The 23,115-nt window shown below is 58.4% G+C and carries 19 protein-coding genes and 1 pseudogene; 7 read left to right on the top strand and 13 right to left on the bottom strand.

All coding sequences use genetic code 11. From position 1 onward, the window contains the following. Positions 1-10: 10 nt before the first annotated feature. The 10 genes from P8H27_RS19115 to rpmH all read right to left on the bottom strand — a co-directional run bounded on the left by P8H27_RS19115 (position 11) and on the right by rpmH (position 9,496). Positions 11-418 (bottom strand): F0F1 ATP synthase subunit I, encoded by a 408-nt coding sequence (locus P8H27_RS19115; RefSeq protein WP_289639317.1) that lies wholly within the window; start codon positions 416-418, stop codon positions 11-13. A gap of 147 nt (positions 419-565) precedes the next feature. Further along, on the bottom strand, positions 566-1,438 hold the full coding sequence (locus tag P8H27_RS19110) for a ParB/RepB/Spo0J family partition protein (protein WP_289639316.1): 873 nt from the start codon (positions 1,436-1,438) through the stop codon (positions 566-568). A 10-nt stretch (positions 1,439-1,448) separates the two neighbouring features. Continuing rightward, positions 1,449-2,237 carry a ParA family protein gene (locus P8H27_RS19105; protein ID WP_289639315.1) on the bottom strand — a complete coding sequence of 263 codons (789 nt, stop codon included), beginning with the start codon at positions 2,235-2,237 and terminating at the stop codon, positions 1,449-1,451. 12 nt (positions 2,238-2,249) lie between these two features. Next, positions 2,250-2,897 (bottom strand): 16S rRNA (guanine(527)-N(7))-methyltransferase RsmG, encoded by a 648-nt coding sequence (gene rsmG / locus P8H27_RS19100; protein ID WP_289639314.1) that lies wholly within the window; start codon positions 2,895-2,897, stop codon positions 2,250-2,252. Next, positions 2,897-4,789, bottom strand: coding sequence for a tRNA uridine-5-carboxymethylaminomethyl(34) synthesis enzyme MnmG (gene mnmG, locus P8H27_RS19095; protein ID WP_289639313.1), 1,893 nt, complete (start codon positions 4,787-4,789; stop codon positions 2,897-2,899). Before mnmG ends, rsmG begins: the two co-directional genes overlap by 1 nt. Positions 4,790-5,502: 713 nt before the next feature. Next, positions 5,503-6,870: a tRNA uridine-5-carboxymethylaminomethyl(34) synthesis GTPase MnmE gene (mnmE, locus tag P8H27_RS19090; RefSeq protein ID WP_289639312.1), complete on the bottom strand. Its 1,368-nt coding sequence runs from the start codon at positions 6,868-6,870 to the stop codon at positions 5,503-5,505. Positions 6,871-6,956: 86 nt separating this feature from the next. After that, entirely contained in the window at positions 6,957-8,705 is a 1,749-nt protein-coding gene (gene yidC / locus P8H27_RS19085) for a membrane protein insertase YidC (protein WP_289639311.1), read from the bottom strand. 2 nt (positions 8,706-8,707) lie between these two features. After that, a complete protein-coding gene (yidD, locus tag P8H27_RS19080) occupies positions 8,708-8,953 on the bottom strand; it encodes a membrane protein insertion efficiency factor YidD (RefSeq protein WP_289639310.1) in 246 nt (81 codons plus the stop codon). After that, on the bottom strand, positions 8,946-9,350 hold the full coding sequence (rnpA, locus tag P8H27_RS19075) for a ribonuclease P protein component (RefSeq protein ID WP_289639309.1): 405 nt from the start codon (positions 9,348-9,350) through the stop codon (positions 8,946-8,948). Before rnpA ends, yidD begins: the two co-directional genes overlap by 8 nt. 11 nt (positions 9,351-9,361) lie before the next feature. Continuing rightward, entirely contained in the window at positions 9,362-9,496 is a 135-nt protein-coding gene (gene rpmH, locus P8H27_RS19070; RefSeq protein ID WP_002551315.1) for a 50S ribosomal protein L34, read from the bottom strand. Positions 9,497-10,018: 522 nt separating this feature from the next. On the opposite strand from rpmH, the gene dnaA reads away from it, so the two are divergent. The 6 genes and pseudogenes from dnaA to P8H27_RS19040 all read left to right on the top strand — a co-directional run. Further along, entirely contained in the window at positions 10,019-11,473 is a 1,455-nt protein-coding gene (gene dnaA, locus P8H27_RS19065) for a chromosomal replication initiator protein DnaA (protein ID WP_289639304.1), read from the top strand. Between the two features lie 33 nt (positions 11,474-11,506). Then, positions 11,507-12,610 carry a DNA polymerase III subunit beta gene (gene dnaN, locus P8H27_RS19060; protein WP_289639303.1) on the top strand — a complete coding sequence of 368 codons (1,104 nt, stop codon included), beginning with the start codon at positions 11,507-11,509 and terminating at the stop codon, positions 12,608-12,610. A gap of 7 nt (positions 12,611-12,617) precedes the next feature. After that, positions 12,618-13,721, top strand: a complete 1,104-nt coding sequence (gene recF, locus P8H27_RS19055) for a DNA replication/repair protein RecF (protein ID WP_289639302.1) — start codon at positions 12,618-12,620, stop codon at positions 13,719-13,721. A gap of 3 nt (positions 13,722-13,724) precedes the next feature. Beyond that, positions 13,725-16,142 (top strand): DNA topoisomerase (ATP-hydrolyzing) subunit B, encoded by a 2,418-nt coding sequence (gene gyrB / locus P8H27_RS19050; RefSeq protein WP_289639301.1) that lies wholly within the window; start codon positions 13,725-13,727, stop codon positions 16,140-16,142. A 73-nt stretch (positions 16,143-16,215) separates the two neighbouring features. Continuing rightward, on the top strand, positions 16,216-16,455 hold the full coding sequence (locus P8H27_RS19045; protein ID WP_289639300.1) for a type II toxin-antitoxin system RelB/DinJ family antitoxin: 240 nt from the start codon (positions 16,216-16,218) through the stop codon (positions 16,453-16,455). Beyond that, a pseudogene (locus P8H27_RS19040) lies at positions 16,445-16,623 on the top strand (type II toxin-antitoxin system RelE/ParE family toxin); the annotation flags it as partial. The gene P8H27_RS19045 and the pseudogene P8H27_RS19040, both read left to right, overlap by 11 nt. 74 nt (positions 16,624-16,697) lie before the next feature. On the opposite strand, the gene P8H27_RS19035 reads toward P8H27_RS19040, so the two are convergent. The 3 genes from P8H27_RS19035 to P8H27_RS19025 all read right to left on the bottom strand — a co-directional run bounded on the left by P8H27_RS19035 (position 16,698) and on the right by P8H27_RS19025 (position 20,513). After that, on the bottom strand, positions 16,698-17,327 hold the full coding sequence (locus P8H27_RS19035) for an FMN-dependent NADH-azoreductase (protein ID WP_289639298.1): 630 nt from the start codon (positions 17,325-17,327) through the stop codon (positions 16,698-16,700). A 28-nt stretch (positions 17,328-17,355) separates the two neighbouring features. Then, positions 17,356-19,386 carry a protein-disulfide reductase DsbD gene (locus tag P8H27_RS19030; RefSeq protein ID WP_289639297.1) on the bottom strand — a complete coding sequence of 677 codons (2,031 nt, stop codon included), beginning with the start codon at positions 19,384-19,386 and terminating at the stop codon, positions 17,356-17,358. A gap of 74 nt (positions 19,387-19,460) precedes the next feature. Further along, on the bottom strand, positions 19,461-20,513 hold the full coding sequence (locus tag P8H27_RS19025; protein WP_289639296.1) for a TlpA disulfide reductase family protein: 1,053 nt from the start codon (positions 20,511-20,513) through the stop codon (positions 19,461-19,463). Between the two features lie 165 nt (positions 20,514-20,678). On the opposite strand from P8H27_RS19025, the gene P8H27_RS19020 reads away from it, so the two are divergent. Beyond that, positions 20,679-22,091, top strand: coding sequence for a PLP-dependent aminotransferase family protein (locus P8H27_RS19020; RefSeq protein ID WP_289639295.1), 1,413 nt, complete (start codon positions 20,679-20,681; stop codon positions 22,089-22,091). Positions 22,092-23,115: the final 1,024 nt, after the last annotated feature.

The raw sequence follows: 23,115 nt of genomic DNA, 5'->3' as shown, positions 1-23,115 counted from the left end.
CTCAAACGCCTTAAGGTCTCGAAAGTCTTTTTCTCATCAGCAAGGGCGCGAACCAGTTGACCAATTGGGTCAGCAGGAATACGCCAAATACCGCCAGCGCATCCAATGGCTTCACGCCTGCAAACGTCAATGCAAACAGCACTGCCGTCAAAATCAATTTGCCCGCTTCACCGGCGTAAAAAGACCGGACTATCGCCTGGGCGGCCCGCGCTCCACTGAAACGGAACGCCTTGTGGGCAAAGTACAGATTCGGTAACCAGGCAATCAGCCCGCCACATAATCCCGAATAACCACTTACCACACCGCGTGTGGCGTACAGCGCCGCAGCCGCTAACAGTAGTACAGCCAGCTGGGTCAGCAAGACCGGAAACACCGCTAAACGATGAAAGGGCAGGCGATTTGGCGTGCGAACAACCATCGTCACAGTCCCCACGGCGTCGGCCGCCTCAAATCAACGACTTGGCATATTTCGTGCCGACAAAAGCGCGCAAAGTATAGGGGGCTAACCCCCAGGGTTCAACTGCCAGGTAGTGATTTCGCTGAAGCCGCTACATGGTCAATTGTTTCAGCGGATGTGGGCCAGAACGCCCTGCAATTCATCCAACGAGCTGTAGCGAATCACCAGTTGACCTTTGCCCTTCTGCCCGTGCTTGATCTGCACCGGGGAGCCCAGGCGCTCGGCCAGGCGCTGTTCCAGGCGACTGATGTCCGGGTCGGCTTTGACCACTGCTTCGACCTTGGGTTTGCCGTTCAACCACTGGCGTACCAGGGCTTCGGTTTGTCGCACGGTCAGTCCGCGTGCGACAACATGTCGCGCCCCTTCGACCTGTTGTTCAGCTGGTAGACCGAGCAAGGCACGGGCATGGCCCATTTCCAGATCGCCATGAGCCAACAGGGTCTTGATCTCGTCCGGCAGGGCGAGCAGGCGCAGCAGGTTGCTGATGGTCACGCGGGATTTGCCCACGGCTTCGGCCACCTGCTGCTGGGTCAGCTGGAATTCCTGCTGCAGCCGTTGCAAGGCAACGGCCTCGTCGATCGGGTTGAGGTCTTCGCGCTGGATGTTCTCGATCAGCGCCATGGCAATGGCCGCCTCGTCGGGCAAATCACGCACCATCGCCGGGATCTTGTCCAAGCCCGCTTGCTGGCAGGCACGCCAACGCCGCTCACCGGCGACTATCTCGAAACGGCCTTGGCCAATCGGCCGCACCACGATCGGCTGCAGGACGCCTTGAGCCTTGATCGACTGGGCCAGTTCCTCCAGTGCGGTGGCATCCATATCCCGGCGTGGCTGGTACTTGCCGCGCTGGATCAGCTCCAGTGGCACGTACTGCAGCTCGCGACTATCGGCCTGGGCGGCTTCTTCCTGCAGAGCAGTGACGGTGGTACCACCCAGCAGGGCGTCCAAGCCTCGTCCCAGCCCTCGTTTCTTGGCGGCCATGCGGAATTCCTTATGCGGTTGCGGTGTGGGCGCTGGCGCGCTGGCGGCGAACCAGTTCGCCAGCCAAGGCCAGGTAGGCAATGGCGCCACGGGATTGCTTGTCGTAGACCAACGCCGGCATGCCGTAGCTGGGTGCCTCGGCCAGGCGCACGTTGCGTGGGATAACGGTTTGGTACAGCGTATCGGGGAAATGTTCCTTGAGCTGCGCCGAGACATCGTTGGTCAGGCTGATGCGCGGGTCGTACATGGTCCGCAACAAGCCTTCGATCTTCAGCGCAGGATTGAGCATCTTGGCGATACGCTGAATGCTGTTGACCAGGTCGCTCAAACCTTCCAGGGCGAAATACTCGCACTGCATGGGGATGATCACCCCATCGGCGGCCACCAGGGCATTGACCGTGAGCATCGACAACGCCGGCGGGCAGTCGATGAGGATGTAGTCGTAGTTCTCGCGGATCGGCGCCAGGGCGTTACGCAGGCGACTCTCCTTCATTTTCATTTCCAGCAGGCTGACTTCCGCTGCGGTCAGGTCGCGGTTGGCCGGCAGCAACTGGTAACCGCCGTGTTCGGCATATTGCATGGCCTCGACCAGGTTGCATTCGCCGATCAGCACGTCGTAGATCGAATGTTCCAGGGCGTGTTTATCCACACCGCTGCCCATGGTCGCGTTGCCCTGTGGATCGAGGTCGATCAGCAGCACGCGGCGCTTGGTCGCCACCAGCGAGGCCGCCAGATTGATGCAGGTGGTGGTCTTGCCCACGCCGCCTTTCTGGTTGGCGATTGCGAATACTTTAGCCATGTAGCCTTCCCCCTAGACCGAGCGACGCAGTATCAGCAGATGGCGCTGACCTTGGCAACCGGGAACCTTGAGCACGTGGGTGGCGGCCAGACGGAAGTCGGCAGGCAGGGCTTGCAGTTCGTCGTCCGGGTGCACGCCTTTCATGGCCAGCCACTGGCTCTGGCCATCGCCGAGATGGCGGGTCCAGTTGCTGAAATCCTCCAGGGAGCTGAACGCACGGGAGACGATACCGCTGAATGGCTGCTGCGGCGTGAAGGCTTCGACCCGGCTGTGGATAACTTCCAGGTTGGCCAGTTTCAGCTCCAGCTTCACCTGGGTCAGGAAGCGGGTCTTCTTGCCGTTGGCGTCGAGCAGGGTGAAGCGCCGCTCGGGGAACAGGATGGCCAGGGGAATGCCCGGCATGCCGCCGCCGCTGCCGACGTCCAGCCAGTTATCCCCAGCCTCACGCACGTAAGGCACCACGCTCAGGCTGTCGAGCAAGTGGCGCGAGACCATTTCGTCCGGGTCGCGCACCGCGGTGAGGTTGTAGGCCTTGTTCCACTTGATAAGCAGGGCCAGGTAGGCGAGCAGCTGTTCTTGTTGCTTGGGCGATACCTCGACGCCCAGCTCGAGGGCGCCTTGCGCCAGTTCTTCGGCGTGCTTGGCGGTTACCACAGACATCAGGCGCTTTGCTCCAGCTGGCGGCCGGCGCCGCGTTTTTTCAGGTGGATCAGCAGCAGGGAAATCGCCGCCGGGGTCACTCCCGGAATCCGCGAAGCCTGGCCGAGGGTCTGCGGACGGGCATTGCCGAGCTTGTGCTGGATCTCCTTGGACAGGCCGGAGATCCCGCTGTAGTCGATGTCCGCGGGCAATTGGGTGTCTTCGCTGGCGCGCAGGCGGGCGATTTCGTCCTGCTGGCGGTCGATGTAGCCGGCGTATTTGGTCTTGATCTCGACCTGCTCGGCAACCTGCGGGTCTTGTGCACCGACGCCGGTCAGTTCGACCAGGCCGGGGTAATCGATCTCCGGGCGCGACAACAGGTTGAGCAGGTTGTACTCGTGGGTCAGCGGGGTGCCGAAGCGCGCGGCAATCGCCTCGCCCTGGGGCGTGCCGGGTCGGACCCAGGTGCTTTTCAGGCGCTGCTCTTCCAGGGCGATGGCTTCGCGCTTGGTCACGAACGCGGCCCAGCGGCGATCATCGACCAGGCCCAGCTCGCGGCCTTTTTCGGTCAGGCGCAGGTCGGCGTTGTCTTCGCGCAGGATCAGCCGGTATTCGGCGCGCGAGGTGAACATGCGGTACGGCTCCTGGGTACCCAGGGTGATCAGGTCGTCGACCAGCACGCCGAGGTAGGCCTCGTCGCGGCGCGGACACCAGCTGTCCTTGCCCTGCGCACGCAGTGCGGCGTTGCAACCAGCCAGCAGACCCTGGGCGCCGGCTTCTTCGTAGCCGGTGGTGCCGTTGATCTGGCCGGCGAAGAACAGACCGGCGATGACCTTGGTTTCCAGGCTGTATTTCAAATCGCGCGGATCGAAGTAGTCGTACTCGATGGCGTAGCCTGGCCGCACGATGTGGGCGTTCTGCATGCCGCGGATCGAGCGCACCAACTGCAATTGCACGTCGAACGGCAGCGAGGTGGAGATGCCGTTGGGATAGAGCTCGTGGGTGGTCAGGCCTTCCGGCTCGATGAACACCTGATGGCTGTCCTTGTCGGCGAAGCGGTGGATCTTGTCTTCGATCGACGGGCAGTAGCGCGGCCCGACGCCTTCGATCAGCCCGGAGTACATCGGCGAACGGTCGAGGTTGGCGGCGATGATCTCGTGGGTACGGGCGTTGGTGTGGGTGATCCAGCAACTGATCTGCCGCGGCTGCTGTTCGGCACGGCCGAGGAAGGACATCAGCGGAGTGGGCAGATCGCCGGGCTGCTCGGTCATCACCGAAAAATCCACCGAACGGCCATCGATGCGCGGGGGGGTGCCGGTCTTCAGGCGGCCGACCCGCAGCGGCAATTCGCGCAGGCGCTGGGCCAGGGCAATCGAGGGTGGATCGCCGGCGCGGCCGCCGGTGTAGTTCTGCATGCCGATGTGGATAAGTCCGCCGAGGAAGGTGCCGGTGGTCAGCACCACCGAGTCGGCGAGAAAACGCAGGCCCATCTGGGTGACCACGCCCTTGACCTGTTCGTTCTCGACGATCAGGTCATCCGCAGCCTGCTGAAATATCCACAGGTTGGCCTGGTTTTCCAGGGTTTCCCGAATAGCCGCTTTGTACAACACCCGATCGGCCTGGGCCCGAGTGGCGCGAACGGCTGGGCCCTTGCGGCTGTTGAGCACGCGGAACTGGATGCCAGCCTTGTCGGTGGCCGTCGCCATGGCCCCGCCCAGGGCATCGATTTCCTTGACCAGATGACTCTTGCCGATCCCGCCGATGGCCGGATTGCAGCTCATCTGGCCGAGGGTTTCCACGTTGTGGGTCAGCAGCAGGGTTGTTACCCCCATGCGTGCCGCTGCCAATGCAGCTTCGGTGCCGGCATGACCACCGCCAATCACGATCACCTGAAAACGGGAAGGGAAATCCACCACGCACCTCGTGCCTGTTGAGAAATGGGGGGCTTTTGGCTTTGAAAAGCTGGAAAGCCGGCAAGTATAGGCAGTTAGCCCCTGTGAAAGAAGCCTTTTGCACAAAAAATAGCCAGCCGTCCTGGCGCTGCTCAGCGCTGTCGGTTAATAAAAAATAAAAGAATGAATTTATATAGATCTTTGTTTTTATGTTTATTAAGTATGCCGCGCATTTCTGTGGATAGATTGATAGAGGACAATAGCGACGCGGCTTACAGCGTTTCAAAAGGCTGTGCTGATCCTGCCGTTAGCCTGTTCGCTAGCCGTAGACAGCCTGTGGATGAAAGCGATACTTATCCACAGGTGCGTTTATCCTCAGTTTTATCACCGACTTATGAGCAAGGCTCAGGCCCGGTTTTCCACAGGGCTTAGACGGGGGAAATAGCCGAATTTCAGACAGCGTTTTGCTCGGGGCAGAGCCGTCTGTAATGGCAGAATCGAAAAAACCTTGGGTAGGCCAGGCCATGCAAGTCGCAGGATGGGCAGGCACAGGACAGGCGATTGTGCCTTCGAGAGGGAAGGGATGGCCTTAATCGATCAGGAAGATGCGGCGCATGGCTCGATTTGCTTGGCGCCGAGAATAGTTACGCTCAACCTGCGCCGAGCGGCGATAGGTTGGTCGTCTGGATGCAAAAAGGGGGGCGCCGCGCCACCCGATACAATCTGCTGGAGACCTACTTGCCGATACAGAAGCTGGAGAATATCCGCCCGAGCAGGTCGTCGGAACTGAACGCTCCGGTGATCTCGCCCAATGCCTGTTGCGCCAGGCGCAGGTCTTCGGCGAGCAGCTCACCGGCCCCAGCCCGGGTCAGCTGAGTGTGGCCATGCTCGAGATGGCTGGCGGCCAGGCGTAATGCCTCCAGATGGCGCCTGCGGGCACTGAAGCTGCTCTCGGCCGTCTGCTCATAGCCCATGCAGGCTTTCAGGTGCTCGCGCAGCAGCTCCAGGCCATCGCCGGAGCTGGCCGAGAGGCTGATGGTCACATGGCCGTCGTTGCCGACTTCCAGGGCAATGGCTTCACCCGACAGATCGGCCTTGTTGCGGATCAGGGTGACCCTGGCCGGCACGGGGCGCTGATCGAGAAACTCCGGCCATAGCGAAAACGGGTCGTCGGCTTCGGCGGCGGTGGCATCGACCACCAGGAGAATACGATCCGCTTCGCCAATGGCTTTCAGAGCGCGCTCGACGCCGATCTTCTCCACCTGATCCTCGGTAGCGCGCAAGCCGGCGGTATCCACCACATGCAACGGCATGCCATCGATGTGGATATGTTCACGCAGCACGTCGCGGGTGGTGCCGGCGATCTCGGTGACTATGGCCGCTTCGCGTCCGGCCAGGGCATTCAGCAGGCTGGATTTGCCGGCATTCGGCCGGCCGGCGATCACCACCGTCATGCCGTCGCGCAGCAGCGCGCCTTGGCCGGCTTCGCGCAGCACGCCGGCCAGATCGCCGCGCACGCCCTCCAGCAGGTCGAGCACGTGGCCGTCGGCGAGAAAGTCGATTTCCTCTTCGGGAAAGTCGATGGCGGCCTCGACGTAGATCCGCAGGCTGATCAAGCGTTCGGTCAGGCCATGCACGCGCCGCGAGAACTCGCCTTGCAGCGAGCGCAGGGCATTGCGTGCAGCCTGTGCGGAACTGGCTTCGATCAGGTCGGCAATCGCTTCGGCCTGGGCCAAATCGAGTTTGTCGTTGAGGAATGCACGCTCGCTGAACTCGCCGGGACGGGCCTGGCGAGCGCCGAGTTGCAGGCAACGACGCAGGAGCAAGTCGAGCACCACCGGGCCGCCGTGCCCCTGCAGTTCCAGCACGTCTTCGCCGGTAAAGGAATTCGGCCCTGGAAAGTACAGGGCCAGGCCCTCGTCCAGCACCTGTTCGGCATCGGCAAAAAAAGGGCCGTAATGGGCATAGCGGGGTTTCAGTTCACGTTGGCAAATCGCCAGGGCCAGTTGCCCGGCCAGGGAACCGGAGACCCGCACGATGCCGACGCCGCCACGGCCCTGGGCTGTCGCGACGGCGGCAATGGTTTCACGGACTGCTGACATGCTGGACTCCAAACGCTGGATAGCAAGACGCCCCACGATGGGGGCGTCTTGTGTACGGCTTGCTTGAGCTTAGACGCCCTGACTGATCAGGCCGCAGCCGCCTTGCTCGCCGCTTCGATCTTGCGGGTAATGTACCACTGCTGGGCGATCGACAAGCAGTTGTTGACCACCCAGTACAGCACCAGGCCGGCCGGGAACCAGAGGAAGAAGAAGGTGAACATGATCGGCATCAGCTTCATCACCTTGGCCTGCATCGGATCCGGCGGCGTCGGGTTGAGTTGCTGCTGGATGAACATGGTGGCGCCCATGATGATCGGCAGGATGAAGAACGGATCCTTGATCGCCAGGTCGGTAATCCAGAACATCCAGGGTGCCTGGCGCATTTCCACGCTTTCCAGCAGCGTCCAATACAGGGCGAGGAATACTGGCATCTGCACCAGGATCGGCAGGCAGCCGCCCAGCGGGTTGATCTTCTCTTTCTTGTACAGCTCCATCATGCCCTGGGACATCTTCTGCTTGTCGTCACCGAACTGCTCTTTCAGCGCAGCCAGTTTCGGCGCGACGGCCCGCATGCGTGCCATCGATTTGTAGCTGGCGGCAGAGAGCGGGAAGAAGATCAGTTTGATGATGATGGTCAGCACGATGATCGACCAGCCCCAGTTACCCAGGATGCTGTGGATATGTTCCAGCAACCAGAAGATCGGCTGGGCGAGGAACCACAGAATGCCGTAGTCGACGGTCAACTCCAGCCCGGGGGACAGGGTTTTCAGGTGACCCTGAAGTTTCGGGCCGGCATACAGAATCGCACTGATTTCGCCTTGGGCGCCGGGAGCAACCTGAACGGCCGGGCCGGTAAAGCCGACAATGTAATTGCCTTGGCTGTCTTTGCGGGTCTGTACCTGGTTGCTGCTGTCTTTTGCAGGAATCCAGGCAGTGACAAAATAATGCTGCAGCCAGGCAACCCAGCCTCCTTGAACGGTTTCTTTGAAGGCTTGCTTGTCGATGTCTTTCATCGACACTTTTTTGTACGACTCTTCGGTTGTCCAGAGCGCGCCGCCGAGGTAGGTAGCGGTGCCCGTGGCAGTGGTCGACGAGGGGTCGTCGCTGCTATCGCGCTTGAGCTGAGCGAACATATTGCCGCTCCACGCCTGGCCACTCTGGTTGTCGATCAGATAGCTGACGGTCATCTGGTAAGACGCAGGGTCTACGCAGCCGGTTTTTTTCAGCTGTTGTTCTTTGCCCGAGCACTTGGGGTTCAGGCCGCGCTTGAAGGTGAAGCGCTTGATGTAATTGACGCCGTCTTCGCTGAGCTTGAGGTCTACCTGCAGTTCGTCCTGGCCTTCAGCCAATGCATAACTTTGCTTGTCGCTGCTCCACAGGGCACGACCGCTGGATTTGTCCGGCGCGTGAGTGCCAATCAAGCCGCTTTGCGCCAGGTAGGTGCGCTCGCCGCCGTTATCGAACAGCTGGAAAGGCACATCAGGATGGTCTTGCCGACGGGGATACTGCGGCAATTGCAGTTGCACCACATCGCCGCCGCGCGGATCGATAGCCAGATCCAGTACGTCGGTTTTCACGCGAATCAGTTGCTCACTGACGGCCACAGGGGCAACGCTGATAGAACCTGGTTCGACGGCAGGCGCTGCGGTCGGTATGTCGTCGCCGTTGGCAGTTTTTGCGCCGGCAGTGGTGTCCGGTAAGCTCGGAACGGTACTGCTGACTGCTGCAGTCTGAGTCGGCAGGGCAGCTTGACCGTAGTCCTGGTTCCATTGGAGAACCATCATATAGGACACGATTGCCAGGGCGACGATCAGGATCGAGCGTTGAATATCCATGATTATTCGGCCATCGAAGAGGAACGGGAGGTTTTCGCGGGGGGAACCGGGTCGTAGCCACCGGGATTCCACGGGTGACAGTGGCCAAGCCGGCGCAATGCCAGCCAGCCACCACGCATGAGGCCATGTTGTTCGATGGCCTCATGCGCGTAGCAGGAGCAGCTTGGATAAAAACGACAGTGGCTGGCCATCAAAGGACTGATGGCATAGCGGTAGAACTGGATTGGAACCAAGGCCAGTTTACGCATGGGGGCTGTCGCTTATCCCGATCGGGGGAGCAATTTCCGGGCTTGGCTTGTTGCGTGCCAGGCGTTTCCAGAGCTTGCCAAACTGATGAGCCAGTTCGGCATTCTGCAGATCGCCCAGGCCTTTACGGGCAACCACTACGATGTCCCAACCGACCAGGTTGTCCTGGTTGAGGCGGAACGATTCGCGGATCTGACGCTTCAGACGATTGCGCTCAACCGAGAGCTTGACGCTTTTCTTGCCAATCACCAAACCCAGGCGGGGGTGATCGAGCTCGTTGTTGCGCGCCAGCAGCAGGACATTTTTGCCCGGAACTTTGCCGCTAGGGGAGTCGAAGACTGCCTTGAATTGTCGGGGGGTTAGCAGACGCTTTTCCCGACTGAAGTCTCGACTCACCACAATACCGATATTTAGACGGCGAGACGCTTACGGCCCTTGGCGCGGCGACGCGACAGGACAGCACGGCCGTTTTTGGTGGCCATACGAGCACGGAAACCGTGAGTGCGAGCGCGTTTGATAGTGCTGGGTTGGAAAGTGCGTTTCATGGCGTGTTACCTGGCTGTCGACTACGGGCCGGAATGGCCCCCGTTTTAAGAGACCGGCGATTCTAGAGAATCGTGAGGGTCAGGTCAATTTCCAACCAGCATTTTCGTTAATAAAGAAATATAGAGAAGAGAATATTTAAAGCTTTTCTGTAATGTTAATAACTATTAGCGAGCCACCTTTCTGTGTATAAGTGCCTCTAGGCCAGGTTTCATGAGACTTTCACGGCAGGGTAAGTCTGTCGGGAAGAGGTGCGGCGGCTGTGTGAAGGCAGCGGATAAGCTGGGGATGGAATGCGATGTTATCCACAGCAGGGTTCACGCACCAGTTATGCCCAGGCTTATCCGCTGGGTTCAGGCAGGGTTACCCACAGGGTTAAATTGCTGGTCAGTAATGACGGCCAGGGCTGATACATGGCCATCGGCATGTCCTCGTAGCGGCCTTTACATGTGGATAACTCAGCCCTCGACAGCTACAATGAGGGCTGTTTTTTGCCTCGCCGCTTTCCTATTTAGGGGTTATCCGTGTCCGTTGAACTTTGGCAGCAGTGCGTGGAGCTTCTGCGCGATGAACTGCCTGCCCAGCAATTCAATACCTGGATCCGACCGCTGCAGGTCGAAGCCGCAGGCGATGAGCTTCGCGTCTACGCGCCGAATCGTTTCGTGCTCGACTGGGTCAATGAAAAGTACCTGACTCGCTTGCTGGAATTGCTCGCCGAACGTACCAACGGCATGGTGCCGGCACTCTCCTTATTAATCGGCAGTAAACGCAGCGGCGCTCCACGAGTGGCTGCAGCGCCCGCTCCAGTCGTGAGCAATACTCCTGCGCAAGCGCCCAAGGTCGCACCTGCCCAGGCAGAACCATCGCGCTCCAGTTTCGATCCTATGGCGGGGGCTGCCAGCCAGGCCGCCCCTGCGCGCACCGAGCGCTCGGTACAAGTAGAGGGTGGGCTCAAGCACACCAGTTACCTGAACCGCACCTTCACCTTCGATAATTTCGTCGAGGGCAAGTCCAACCAGCTGGCTCGCGCGGCGGCCTGGCAGGTGGCAGACAATCCCAAGCACGGTTACAACCCGCTGTTTCTCTATGGCGGCGTAGGGTTGGGCAAGACCCACCTGATGCATGCGGTGGGCAATCACCTGCTACAGAAAAATCCGAATGCCAAGGTGGTGTACCTGCATTCGGAACGCTTCGTTGCCGACATGGTCAAGGCGCTGCAGTTGAATGCGATCAACGAGTTCAAGCGTTTCTACCGCTCGGTGGATGCGCTGCTGATCGACGATATTCAATTTTTTGCCAAGAAAGAGCGCTCTCAGGAAGAATTCTTCCATACTTTCAATGCCTTGCTTGAAGGTGGCCAGCAGGTGATTCTCACCAGCGATCGCTATCCGAAGGAAATTGAAGGTCTGGAAGAGCGCCTGAAATCGCGCTTCGGGTGGGGGCTGACGGTGGCCGTCGAGCCGCCCGAGCTGGAAACCCGGGTGGCGATCCTGATGAAGAAGGCCGATCAGGCCAAAGTCGATCTGCCCCACGATGCGGCCTTCTTCATTGCCCAGCGCATTCGCTCCAACGTGCGTGAGTTGGAAGGGGCGCTCAAGCGGGTGATTGCGCACTCGCACTTCATGGGCCGCGACATCACCATCGAGTTGATTCGCGAATCGCTGAAGGATCTGTTGGCGCTGCAAGACAAATTGGTCAGCATCGACAATATCCAGCGTACGGTCGCCGAGTACTACAAGATCAAAATTTCCGATCTGCTTTCCAAGCGACGCTCGCGCTCGGTGGCAAGGCCGCGGCAAGTGGCGATGGCCTTGTCGAAGGAATTGACCAACCACAGCCTGCCGGAGATCGGTGACGCCTTCGGCGGCCGCGATCACACCACGGTATTGCATGCTTGCCGTAAGATTGCTGAACTTAAAGAATCCGACGCGGACATCCGCGAGGATTACAAAAACCTGCTGCGTACGTTGACCACTTGAATACGCCACTCCACTAGGGCAAGGGACTAGACCATGCATTTCACTATTCAACGCGAAGCCTTGTTGAAACCGTTGCAACTGGTCGCCGGCGTCGTGGAACGCCGCCAGACCTTGCCGGTGTTGTCCAATGTGCTGCTGGTGGTCGAAGGCCAGCAACTGTCGCTGACCGGTACCGACCTCGAGGTCGAACTGGTTGGCCGGGTGAGCCTGGAAGACGCGGCCGAGCCCGGCGAAATCACGGTGCCGGCGCGCAAGTTGATGGACATCTGCAAGAGCTTGCCGAGTGATGCGCTGATCGACATCCGCGTCGACGAGCAGAAATTGCTGGTCAAGGCTGGACGTAGTCGCTTCACCTTGTCGACTCTGCCGGCCAATGATTTCCCGACCGTCGAGGAAGGCCCGGGTTCGCTGACCCTCAGCCTGAGCCAGAGCAGGCTGCGCCGCCTGATTGAACGCACCAGTTTCGCCATGGCGCAACAAGACGTGCGCTATTACCTCAACGGCATGTTGCTGGAAGTGCAGACCGGTGTGCTGCGCGCCGTCGCCACCGACGGTCACCGCCTGGCCATGTGCTCGATGGCAGCCGACATCGAACACACCGAACGGCACCAGGTAATAGTGCCGCGTAAAGGCATTCTCGAGTTGGCGCGCCTGCTCACCGAGCAGGATGCCAATGTCAGCATCGTTTTGGGCCAGCATCATATTCGTGCAACCACCGGTGAGTTTACCTTCACCTCGAAACTGGTCGACGGCAAGTTCCCGGATTACGAGCGCGTATTGCCGCGCGGCGGCGACAAGTTGGTGGTCGCCGATCGCCAGGGCTTGCGCGAGGCGTTCAGCCGCACCGCGATTCTCTCCAATGAAAAGTACCGCGGTATTCGTTTGCAACTGGCTGCCGGCCTGCTGAAAATCCAGGCCAACAACCCGGAGCAGGAAGAAGCCGAAGAAGAGATTGCCGTGGATTACAACGGCAATCAGTTGGAGATCGGCTTCAATGTCAGCTACCTGCTCGACGTTCTGGGAGTGATGACGACTGAACAGGTACGCCTGATTCTGTCCGACTCCAATAGCAGTGCCCTGGTGCAGGAGGCCGATAACGACGATTCCGCCTATGTCGTTATGCCCATGCGTCTGTAACCGCTAAATGTCCCTCACCCGCGTCATGGTCACCGCGGTGCGCAATTTGCACCCGGTGACCCTCTCCCCCTCCCCGCGTATCAATATCCTTCACGGCGCCAATGGCAGCGGCAAAACCAGTGTCCTGGAGGCCGTTCACCTGCTCGGCTTGGCGCGCTCATTTCGCAGCACACGCTTACTGCCCATGATTCAGTACGAGCAACTGGCTTGTACGGTTTTCGGTGAGGTGCGATTAGCCGATGGTCGGCAAAGCAGTCTGGGGATTTCCCGTGACCGTCAGGGCGAGTTGCAGATTCGCATCGATGGGCAGAATGCGCGCAGTGCGGCCCAGCTGGCGGAAGCGCTGCCGCTGCAATTGATCAATCCGGATAGTTTTCGCTTGCTCGAGGGGGCGCCCAAGGTTCGTCGGCAGTTTCTCGATTGGGGAGTGTTCCACGTGGAACCGCGCTTTATGCCAGCCTGGCAACGCCTGCAGAAAGCCCTGCGGCAGCGGAACTCATGGCTGCGGCATGGTACACTTGACGCCGCTTCGCAGGCGGCCTGGAACCGTGAGCTATGCCTTGCCAGCGACGAAATCGATGGTTACCGAAGAGCCTATATCCAGGCCTTGAAACCGGTCTTCGAGCGCACGCTAAGCGAGCTGCTCGAGCTGGAAGGATTGACCCTCAGTTATTATCGCGGCTGGGATAAAGAGCGCGAGCTAAACGAGGTGCTGGCCACTTCCCTTCTCCGCGATCAGCAAATTGGCCACACCCAAGCAGGCCCGCAGCGGGCGGATCTCAGATTGCGCTTGGCAGCCCACAGTGCCGCAGAGGTATTGTCGCGAGGCCAGCAGAAGTTGGTCATTTGTGCCCTGCGTATTGCTCAGGGCCATTTAGTTAATCAGGCCAAGCGCGGCCAATGCATCTATCTGGTGGATGACTTGCCGTCAGAACTGGATGAACAGCACCGTCGCGCCTTGTGCCGTTTGTTAGAAGATTTGCACTGCCAGGTGTTCATCACCTGTGTAGACCATGAACTGTTGAGGGACGGCTGGCGCACGGATACGCCCGTCGCCATGTTCCACGTGGAACATGGCCGTATCACCCAGACCCACGACCACCGGGAGTGAAGCATGAGCGAAAACCAAACGTACGACTCCACTAACATCAAGGTCTTGAAAGGCCTGGATGCCGTACGCAAGCGCCCTGGCATGTACATCGGCGATACCGATGATGGCAGCGGTCTGCACCACATGGTGTTCGAGGTGGTCGACAACTCGATTGACGAAGCTCTGGCGGGTCATTGCAGCGACATCACCATCACCATTCACCCGGATGAATCCATCAGCGTGCGCGACAATGGCCGCGGCATTCCGGTGGATATTCATAAAGAGGAAGGTGTGTCGGCCGCCGAGGTCATCATGACCGTGCTGCACGCGGGCGGTAAGTTCGACGACAACTCCTACAAGGTATCCGGTGGCTTGCACGGCGTGGGTGTCTCGGTGGTCAACGCCCTTTCCGAGCATCTGCTGCTCACCGTGCGCCGCAGCGGCCACATCTGGGAACAGACCTACGTGCATGGCGTGCCGCAAGAACCGATGCGCATCGTCGGCGATTCCGACACCAGCGGCACCCAGATTCATTTCAAACCTTCGGCGCTTACCTTCGCCAATATTCATTTCAGCTGGGACATCCTGGCCAAGCGCCTCCGGGAACTGTCGTTCCTCAACTCCGGAGTCGGCATCGTGCTCAAGGATGAGCGCAGCGGCAAGGAAGAGCTGTTCAAGTACGAAGGCGGTCTGCGCGCCTTCGTCGAATACCTGAACGTCAACAAGACCGCAGTCAACCAGGTGTTCCACTTCACCACCCAGCGTGAGGATGGTATCGGTGTCGAAGTGGCCTTGCAGTGGAACGACAGCTTCAACGAGAACCTGCTGTGCTTCACCAATAACATTCCCCAGCGTGACGGCGGTACTCACCTGGCGGGTTTCCGCTCGGCCCTGACCCGTAACCTGAATGCCTATATCGAGCAGGAAGGTCTGGCCAAGAAGCACAAGATTGCCACCACCGGAGACGATGCCCGCGAAGGTTTGACCGCGATCATTTCGGTGAAAGTCCCAGACCCGAAATTCAGCTCGCAGACCAAGGACAAACTGGTCTCCAGCGAGGTGAAAACCGCGGTCGAGCAGGAAATGGGCAAGTACTTCTCCGACTTCCTGCTGGAGAACCCGGGTGAAGCCAAGGCCGTGGTCGGCAAGATGATCGATGCGGCGCGCGCCCGTGAAGCCGCGCGCAAAGCGCGCGAGATGACCCGGCGCAAAGGTGCCCTGGATATCGCCGGCTTGCCGGGCAAACTGGCCGACTGCCAGGAAAAAGACCCAGCCCTTTCCGAACTCTACATAGTGGAAGGGGACTCCGCGGGCGGTTCTGCCAAGCAGGGCCGCAACCGCAAGACCCAGGCCATCCTGCCGCTCAAGGGCAAGATCCTCAACGTCGAGAAAGCCCGTTTCGACAAGATGATTTCCTCCCAGGAAGTCGGCACCCTGATCACCGCGCTGGGCTGTGGTATCGGCCGCGATGAGTACAACATCGACAAGCTGCGTTATCACAACATCATCATCATGACCGACGCCGACGTCGACGGTTCGCACATCCGCACCCTGCTGCTGACCTTCTTCTTCCGCCAGTTGCCGGAGCTGGTCGAGCGCGGCTACATCTATATCGCCCAGCCGCCGCTGTACAAGGTCAAGAAGGGCAAGCAGGAGCAGTACATCAAGGACGACGAGGCCATGGAGGAATACATGACCCAGTCGGCCTTGGAAGACGCCAGCCTGCACGTCAACGAAAGCGCGCCCGGCTTGTCCGGCGAGTCGCTGGAGCGCCTGGTCAACGACTACCGCCTGGTGATGAAAACCCTCAATCGCTTGTCGCGCCTGTACCCGATCGAGCTCACCGAACATTTCGTCTACATCCCGCGCGTCAGTACGGAACAGTTGGCGGACAAGGATGCCATGCACGCCTGGTTGGGCCAGCTCGATGCCCGCCTGAAGGGTATGGAAAAGTCCGGCCTGGTGTATAAGACCAGCCTGCACGAAGACCAGGAACGGCACCTGTGGTTACCGCAAGTCGAGCTGATTTCCCACGGAGTTTCCAGCTACATCACCTTCAACCGCGACTTCTTCGCCAGCAACGACTACAAGACCGTCACCAGCCTGGGCGACCAACTGAACAGTCTGCTGGAAGAAGGCGCCTACGTGCAGCGCGGCGAGCGCAAGAAGGCCGTTACCACCTTCAAGGACGCCTTGGGCTGGCTGATGACCGAAAGCACCAAGCGCCACAGCATCCAGCGCTACAAGGGTCTCGGTGAAATGAACCCAAACCAGCTGTGGGAAACCACCATGGATCCCGAAGTGCGACGCATGCTCAAGGTGACGATCGAGGACGCCATTGGCGCGGATCAGATCTTCAACACCCTGATGGGCGATGCCGTGGAGCCACGCCGCGAGTTTATCGAAGCCAATGCCCTGGCGGTGTCCAACCTGGACTTCTGATCGTCAGCGGTTGCTAAACAGGCGCCAGACTAGCAAGGTAATGACGTGCGTCATTACCTTGTTGGGCGTTGCCATGGCTTCCATCAATATCCGCATCGACGATGATCTAAAAGCTCGCGCTTACCGCGAGTTGGATCGGCTCGGCGTTACCCCTTCCGAACTGATGCGCCAGGCCTTGCAGTATGTGGCCGAGCGCGGCCAGCTGCCGTTTCGCCCGGTACTGATGACCGAGGAAGACGAGGCCTTGATCGCCGCCGTGCGCGAGCGCTTGGCAGCTCCCCTGTGCGTGAAGGTTGCGCTGGATGACCTATAGCCTTGAGTTCGATGCGCGGGCACTGAAGGAATGGCGCAAGCTAGGCTGATACCGTCCGCCGGCAGTTTAAAAAGATGCTGGCCGAGATTCTGGTAAGCCCACGACGAGGCTAATCGCCTGCACTCACTACCCGATTGCTACAAGATCAAGCAGCGCAGCAGTGGTTTTCCTGCGCCTGACAGAAGGTTGTTGCCTCGATGCGATGACTGATGCTGATCTGCTGGGGACTACGGCCGCATCGTTCAGTTGAACAATGCGTCAATTTGCGCGTGAGCTTGATGGTAAGAACGCGAGCGCTGTTCTTCGCTCATGGCGGTGTGATTCATTTTCACGCTCGTCACGTCTGTCACCCCCAACATTTGCAGGACAGCCTTTAGATACGGTTCCTGGAAGTCCATGTGCTCATAGATTTCTCCTTTGCCAAAGCCATAACCGCCGCGCACCAAAAGCAGATAAGCCTTCTTGTTTTCCAACAGCCCCACATAGGGGCTGTTGGGTGTTCCGGGCACCAGCGTGGTCGTGATGCTCATACGAATAATCTGGTCGATGTAGGCCTTCAAGGTGCTAGGTACAGATAGGTTATGCATCGGACTACCCAAAACAATCACGTCGGCGTTTTGCAGCTCTTTTACTAGCGCATCACTCAACGCGATGGCTTGTTTCTCGCCCGCGCTTCTCGCCTCGTCTGGGGTGAAAGCAGACTTAACCCACTGCTGATTCACGTGCGGGATATCTGCATTGCCCAACTCACGAAAGGTGAATGTGTCGGCCGGATTATGTTGCATCCATAAGCGCACAAATCGCTCGGTCATCAAGCGACTTTGTGAGCCGTGTTGGTTCGGGCTGGCATTGATCACTAAAACATTTTTCATTGAAGCTCCATCGACCAATCAGGCCAATTTAATTGGCGAGTTGCTCTACAAACACACTGGGCGTAAGCACCTGGGGCAACACCGTTGGCTCACTTTTCCCCGGTGTGTACCACAGATAAAACGGCACACCGGAACGGCCATGCTGTTCAAGAAACGCCGTGATTTCAGAATCGCCATCGGTCCAATCGCCACGCATGCTCACCACACCCGCTTTAGCGAAGGCTTCATGGGTTTCGTCACGATCAATCGCCACTTGCTCATTCACTTTACAGGTCACGCACCAGTCTGCCGTGAAGTACAAAAATACCGGTTTGTCCGCTTTGCGTAAGCTGGATAGCTTGGCTTGATCGAACGCCAGTTGATCGCCGTTTGGGGTTGGTTCTGGTTGCTGATGGGTCTGGCTAAGCCCAAGCCCAAACGCCAACAAGGCGGCCAATACCGCGGGCATCCACGCGGCCTTTTTAAACACGCGCTGACGTAATCCAGTGATCCATAAACCAAATGCAAACAGCATGCTGCAGCCGATTACCGCCACTAATGCGCTGGCGGTCACTTGCTGGCTAAGTACCCAGAGCAACGCCAAGGCGGTCAAGAACATGGGCACTGCAAGTATGTTGCGCAGTGTTTGCATCCACGAACCGGGTTTGGGTAAGCAGCGCTGCAAGGCTGGAATAAACCCGAGCAATAAAAACGGCAGTGCAATGCCCAAGCCCAAACCGGCAAAAACCAGCAAGGCCGCCGCAGGCGGAAGCACCAGCGCCGCGCCCAACGCTGCAGCCATAAAAGGGCCGGTGCATGGGGTGGCCACAAACGCGGCCAACGCGCCAGTCCAGAAGGCACCGCCAGCCCCCTTGCGTTCAGTTAAGCCAGAACCCGAACTTACTGAAGAGAGCTCAAACAACCCCGTCAGGTTGAAAGCGATAGCGCAGCTGAGCAACAGCAAGACGAAGATCACCCGCGGATCTTGCAACTGAAATGCCCAGCCGACTTGTGCGCCCCCTGCCCGTAAAGCCAGGAGTATGCCGCCCAACAATAGGCACACCATAATCACACCCAGCGAATAGGCGACTGCCTCGCTGCGTGCACTTGCCGCATTGCTACTGGAGCGCGCGATGCTCAGCGCCTTTAGACTGAGGATAGGAAACACGCACGGCATCAGATTAAGCAGCAAGCCACCCAGTACCGCGCCGGCCAAAGCCACCAAGGTTACGCTCAACGTGCTTCCTCCGGCGGCTTGTACGGCGGCAGGCCCTGCCTGCAAGTCCAGCCCTAAACCATCACCGAGGGATAAGGTTGCGCTGAAAAAATCTGCTGGTTTATCACCCGCTTCGGTTTCAACCACCAGCACGTCACCCTTACGTTCAAAGCGTTGCTCGGCGGCATTGTTGATCGCGCCCTTAGAAGCGGAGAAGAGATGGGGCTGCTTGATTGCCATCGCCGCCGGCAGCGGCACCATCAGGCGGAAAATGCCTTTATCCACGCTGAAGCTGGCCTTTGAACCGAGTGGGCGCGGCAACGCCTGACGCCACTGTGCAAAGCGCTGTTGTACGGCGGCATCACTGGTTCCATCGCCCACTGTCAGCCTGGTATTTAAGGAGGCACGCTCGGGCACGCACGCATCATAGCGGCAGGCCAAATACTGCATGTCCAACTGAATCGGTAATTGGCTGCCAACGGGCATACCCGCCGGCACCTGCAACGGCACCAACAGCGCATAGGGATGCTCGTACACATGGTTCATCAAACCATCGATAAGCAGCGTTTGCGGCACCGGATATTCTGCCTCCCCCACACTCACGCCTTCGGGTAGGCGCCAGCTTAATTTAGGTGGAAAACCCACATCGCCCGGTTGTTTCCAGTAACCGTGCCATTCGTCTTGTGGCTCCATGACAATGGCTAAGGTGGTGTGCGTGCCAGGCGCAGGCGTCTGGCTTTCGGCGACTAACGCTGAAGCAATCAACACCTCATCATTTCCGGGCATTTGGGGGGCAGCAGAAACGAAAGAGGCGACACTCAGGCACAGGCAAATAAGCAGTGCCTCGATGGATGAGGTGGGCATGGAGAACTCGATTTTAGGTGAGTAAACAACGATGCAGGGCCGATGCACGAACACCAGCCCCGTAGTTGTAACGCTTAGCGTAACGCCTGTACTGCGCTGGACAGTTGCGCGTCTTGCGGCCCTAGAATCTTGTTCACGCGGCCGTTGGCATCGAGCAATACGACGCTTGGGATCTCACGGATACCGAATGCACGAAACAACTCGTCGTTGGCATCCAGGGCCAACGGTAGCTTGGTTTTGCTGGTGTTTAGGTAGTCTTGCAGATCGTCCTGAGTGGCCCATAAGCCTGACGATATGCCCAGCCACTCAACATCACCCTGAGTGAGCAAGTGATCGACTTCTTTGCGCACCCTAACGCAGGCTTTTGAGGTCTGCGGACGGCTCTCTTCTAGATACCATTCACACCACGGCGCAAAGAACACCAACGCACGCGGCTTGCCGGTGGCCGCTGCGGCAAGGTCAACATTGGCGCCGTCCATGGTCGTTGCTTTCAGTCCAGCGACTTGATCGCCCACGGCAAAGCGAGCTTCTGCAGCGGATTTCTCATCCCTTGGGGGGGCGGCTGTTTCGGTCTCGGGCAGTAATAGCTTCTGCAGTGCATCATGCAGTTGTTGGTCGTCCAAGTGGCCGACATAGCTTATGTGCCCACTGCGATTGATCAGCACATGTTGCGGCGTAACTCTCAAATTGAGGTCTGCAGCCAAACTGCCGTCATCGATGGCAATTGGCATGCTCAACCCATGCTCCTTGCGGTAGGCAATGACCGATTCTTTGTCATCGCTAAAGCCGGTATTGACAGCAATGACTTGAATCTTGTCACCCAGCGTCTGCTGAGTCTTTTCAAAGGCGGGCATCTGCTGGCGGCAGGGCACGCACCACGTCGCCCAAAATTTTAAATAGATGGGCTTTTTACCGTACAGCGTCGACAGATCGATCTCTTGGCCATCAATGGTTTTTAATACAGCTGCCGGCCCCGGCTTACCGAGCAGCAAGGCGCCTGCGCTTTGTGCACGACGCTGGCCTTCAGCGTCGTAACTGCTGTCCGCATAAGAAAAATGGCAAATGCTCGCCAGTACAACTAATGCGACTAACTGCGTAGCACGCGTCGAAAAAATAGAAAACCGCACGGATAAACTCCTTTAAATCGTGATACCCAAAAGCTCCGCGCCCATCGTCACGCTAGCCAAGTGTTACGCAGGCCAATGGTTTTGCGGAGAGATTAGCGCCATGATCCGCCCTTAAAGGTTCAGCATAAAGAACCAAGATTTACTCTTTATGCTGTACCATAGGTCATGGAAGATTTACGCATAGAGTTAAACCGTACTGCGAGCACACCGATTGCCGAGCAAATCAGCGCAGCAATTGGCGCCTCTATCCGCGACGGCCGCTTATATGCGGGGGCGCGCCTGCCTTCGTGGCGTGATCTCAGCGCTCAACTCGGGGTCGCTCGGGGCACGGTGCGTGTCGCGTATGAACGCCTGACTGATGAGCAACTGGTTGTATCGCGAGGCGCCGCAGGAACTTTCGTCGTGCATCAACTGCCCGTGGCCAAACAAAATGAAGGCAAGGGTTTTCGCAGTCCGCTGCCCAATTTTTTTGTCCATCCGTTTAGCCAGTTGCCCTTGGTATTTCAGATGGGTGTCCCCGCCCAAGACGTATTCCCATCAAAGCTGTGGAGCCGAATCACCTCTGCGGCTTCGCGCCAAGCGGCGATAGGTGCGTCGGTCAGCTATCCCGATCCGCGTGGCGAACTAACCTTGCGTAGCGAAATCGCCGCGTATCTAGCAGTTGCACGCGGGATTAACTGCTCGTCCGCTCAAGTCATCATCACCAATGGCTATACCGGCGCGCTGGGTTTGATCATCCACGCGCTTGGCTTAACCCGCGCAACAGCATGGGTAGAAGACCCCTGTTACCCGCTAACGCGCATGGCGTTAAACATAGCAGGCCTGCGCGTCGTAGCAGTCAACGTGGACGACCAAGGGCTTTGCGTCAACACTGGCATTGGCCAAGCTCCCGAGGCGCGGCTGGCTGTCGTTACGGCGGGGCAGCAGGCGCCGCTTGGGATGACCTTATCGCTGGCGCGGCGCCATGAGTTGCTGGAGTGGGCCCAGCAAAATGGCAGCTGGATCGTCGAGGACGATTACCTGAGTGAGTTGCAATTATCCGGTCGTGCTGCGCCTGCACTAGCGTCACTCGACCGATATGGCCGAGTCATTCATGTCGGTACATTCAGCAAGACAATCAGCCCGTCGCTGCGTATGGGATTTGTTGTGGTGCCCGCAGAACATGCCAATCGGTTTGCCGATGCCGCCGCAGCACTGGCCCCCGCCTCTTCTATTGTCACGCAATTAGCCCTTGCCGAGTTTTTGCGCAAGGGCCACTACCTGCGCCATTTAAGGCGTATGAAACGCACCTACAGGAGTCGCCTTGAAGCCTTGCGCCAGTCGCTACAGCTATCCAGCACCACCGATGCCATGGCCGGCCTTGCACTCCTGCTGAAACTGCCAGCGGGGATTGATGACGTTGCTATTGCAAACCAGGCAGCCGAATACAACCTGGCGCCGACGCCGCTTTCCACGTGGTATGCGCAAGCAAGCACGGCGCAATCAGGACTACTGCTGGGCGTCACCAACCTGCCCGATGCGGGCTTGGATAAGTGCTGCCAGCGACTTAACGCGCTGATAGAGAGCCATCACGGCTGAGCGTTTAGTTGCAGCGCTGTTCTGGGGCAAGCGTGCTGAGCGAGAGTATTCGCAATAGCCCAGGATCAGCATGTGGATCATCGGCTCAGGATCAATCTGAATAGCCCCAGGTTTCATAGACCGCTTCGAGCGGCAGCTTATGGCCCAATCAGCGCCATGGATTGAATCGGTAACGACTAGGAGTGTTACCTGAAACGTTTTGGATGCTGATTGACAGGTCAGAGCGCCGGAAGCGGCTCAGCCGGTGTAGCAGCGCCGCGCGGGTTCAACAAACTGAGTGTTTTTCACGCAACGCTGGAGAGATCCGACGGGCTAACGAGCGTTTGTGTGCAGTGCAGGAGGGCTTCGGTAAGCCCACAGGTTTAGTTGCCAGCCTGTTCGGCAAAATAGCAGTGCAGAACGTGGGGGGCCGATTAGACGAGTAGGAAAGCCTGCCCCTGCTGGAGATGGGGAAGCCAGAAAGCACTGAGGGGAGCCTAGGCTCCCCTCGAATAAGTTACGCGTGCTTTGTTTTTTTTGTTTAACGATCTGTTGTTTTTATTGGTGATCGACAAGCTTTTCATCAGATCCCCAGGAGGGATCAAGGGCAAACGTATTTTTTTGGTTGCTGGTACTGCCATTGTCACTAGGTGATCCAACCAGAACGAGCTACCTCAAGGTAGTTTTATTCTTCTAAAACTGGTTGTCGGGGTTGATCCCGAAAAAGCACACCCTGTCCAAAAAAATCTGTTTGCTACTTCTCTGCCGTTTTGTTTTTGTTTTACCAGAGTCGAGATGTTTTTCTTTTTGCTGTTTTTGTTGTTGTTATTCCATTAAGAAAGCATAGCTCGTGCCAGCTTTTAAATATCATTTAAAATCAATTGCTTAGCATTTATCTTGGATTTTCTCCCAGGAAAAATACGCCTGAGCTGTTTCCGTATCACTCAGTTACGTTACCTGCGATGGCGGTCGTAACACCGGGCGCTCGATGGGGCGGTATCGGTCGATCAGTTATCGGCCGAGGCAAAGACCGGGCTGGAGACAG

The organism is Pseudomonas sp. sp1636, assembly GCF_030376615.1.
In the GTDB taxonomy this organism is placed as follows: domain Bacteria; phylum Pseudomonadota; class Gammaproteobacteria; order Pseudomonadales; family Pseudomonadaceae; genus Aquipseudomonas.
Note: the sequence above shows the minus strand (reverse complement) of the source record. Positions and strands in the feature narration are given on the sequence as shown.

Bases quoted from the DNA above. Each gene is read 5' to 3' on its own strand.
- P8H27_RS19115 (WP_289639317.1), bottom strand. From the start codon at position 418: ATGGTTGTTCGCACGCCAAATCGCCTGCCCTTTCATCGTTTAGCGGTG.
- P8H27_RS19110 (WP_289639316.1), bottom strand. From the start codon at position 1,438: ATGGCCGCCAAGAAACGAGGGCTGGGACGAGGCTTGGACGCCCTGCTG.
- P8H27_RS19105 (WP_289639315.1), bottom strand. From the start codon at position 2,237: ATGGCTAAAGTATTCGCAATCGCCAACCAGAAAGGCGGCGTGGGCAAG.
- rsmG (WP_289639314.1), bottom strand. From the start codon at position 2,897: ATGTCTGTGGTAACCGCCAAGCACGCCGAAGAACTGGCGCAAGGCGCC.
- mnmE (WP_289639312.1), bottom strand. From the start codon at position 6,870: ATGTCAGCAGTCCGTGAAACCATTGCCGCCGTCGCGACAGCCCAGGGC.
- yidC (WP_289639311.1), bottom strand. From the start codon at position 8,705: ATGGATATTCAACGCTCGATCCTGATCGTCGCCCTGGCAATCGTGTCC.
- yidD (WP_289639310.1), bottom strand. From the start codon at position 8,953: ATGCGTAAACTGGCCTTGGTTCCAATCCAGTTCTACCGCTATGCCATC.
- rpmH (WP_002551315.1), bottom strand. From the start codon at position 9,496: ATGAAACGCACTTTCCAACCCAGCACTATCAAACGCGCTCGCACTCAC.
- dnaN (WP_289639303.1), top strand. From the start codon at position 11,507: ATGCATTTCACTATTCAACGCGAAGCCTTGTTGAAACCGTTGCAACTG.
- recF (WP_289639302.1), top strand. From the start codon at position 12,618: ATGTCCCTCACCCGCGTCATGGTCACCGCGGTGCGCAATTTGCACCCG.
- gyrB (WP_289639301.1), top strand. From the start codon at position 13,725: ATGAGCGAAAACCAAACGTACGACTCCACTAACATCAAGGTCTTGAAA.
- P8H27_RS19045 (WP_289639300.1), top strand. From the start codon at position 16,216: ATGGCTTCCATCAATATCCGCATCGACGATGATCTAAAAGCTCGCGCT.
- P8H27_RS19035 (WP_289639298.1), bottom strand. From the start codon at position 17,327: ATGAAAAATGTTTTAGTGATCAATGCCAGCCCGAACCAACACGGCTCA.
- P8H27_RS19030 (WP_289639297.1), bottom strand. From the start codon at position 19,386: ATGCCCACCTCATCCATCGAGGCACTGCTTATTTGCCTGTGCCTGAGT.
- P8H27_RS19020 (WP_289639295.1), top strand. From the start codon at position 20,679: ATGGAAGATTTACGCATAGAGTTAAACCGTACTGCGAGCACACCGATT.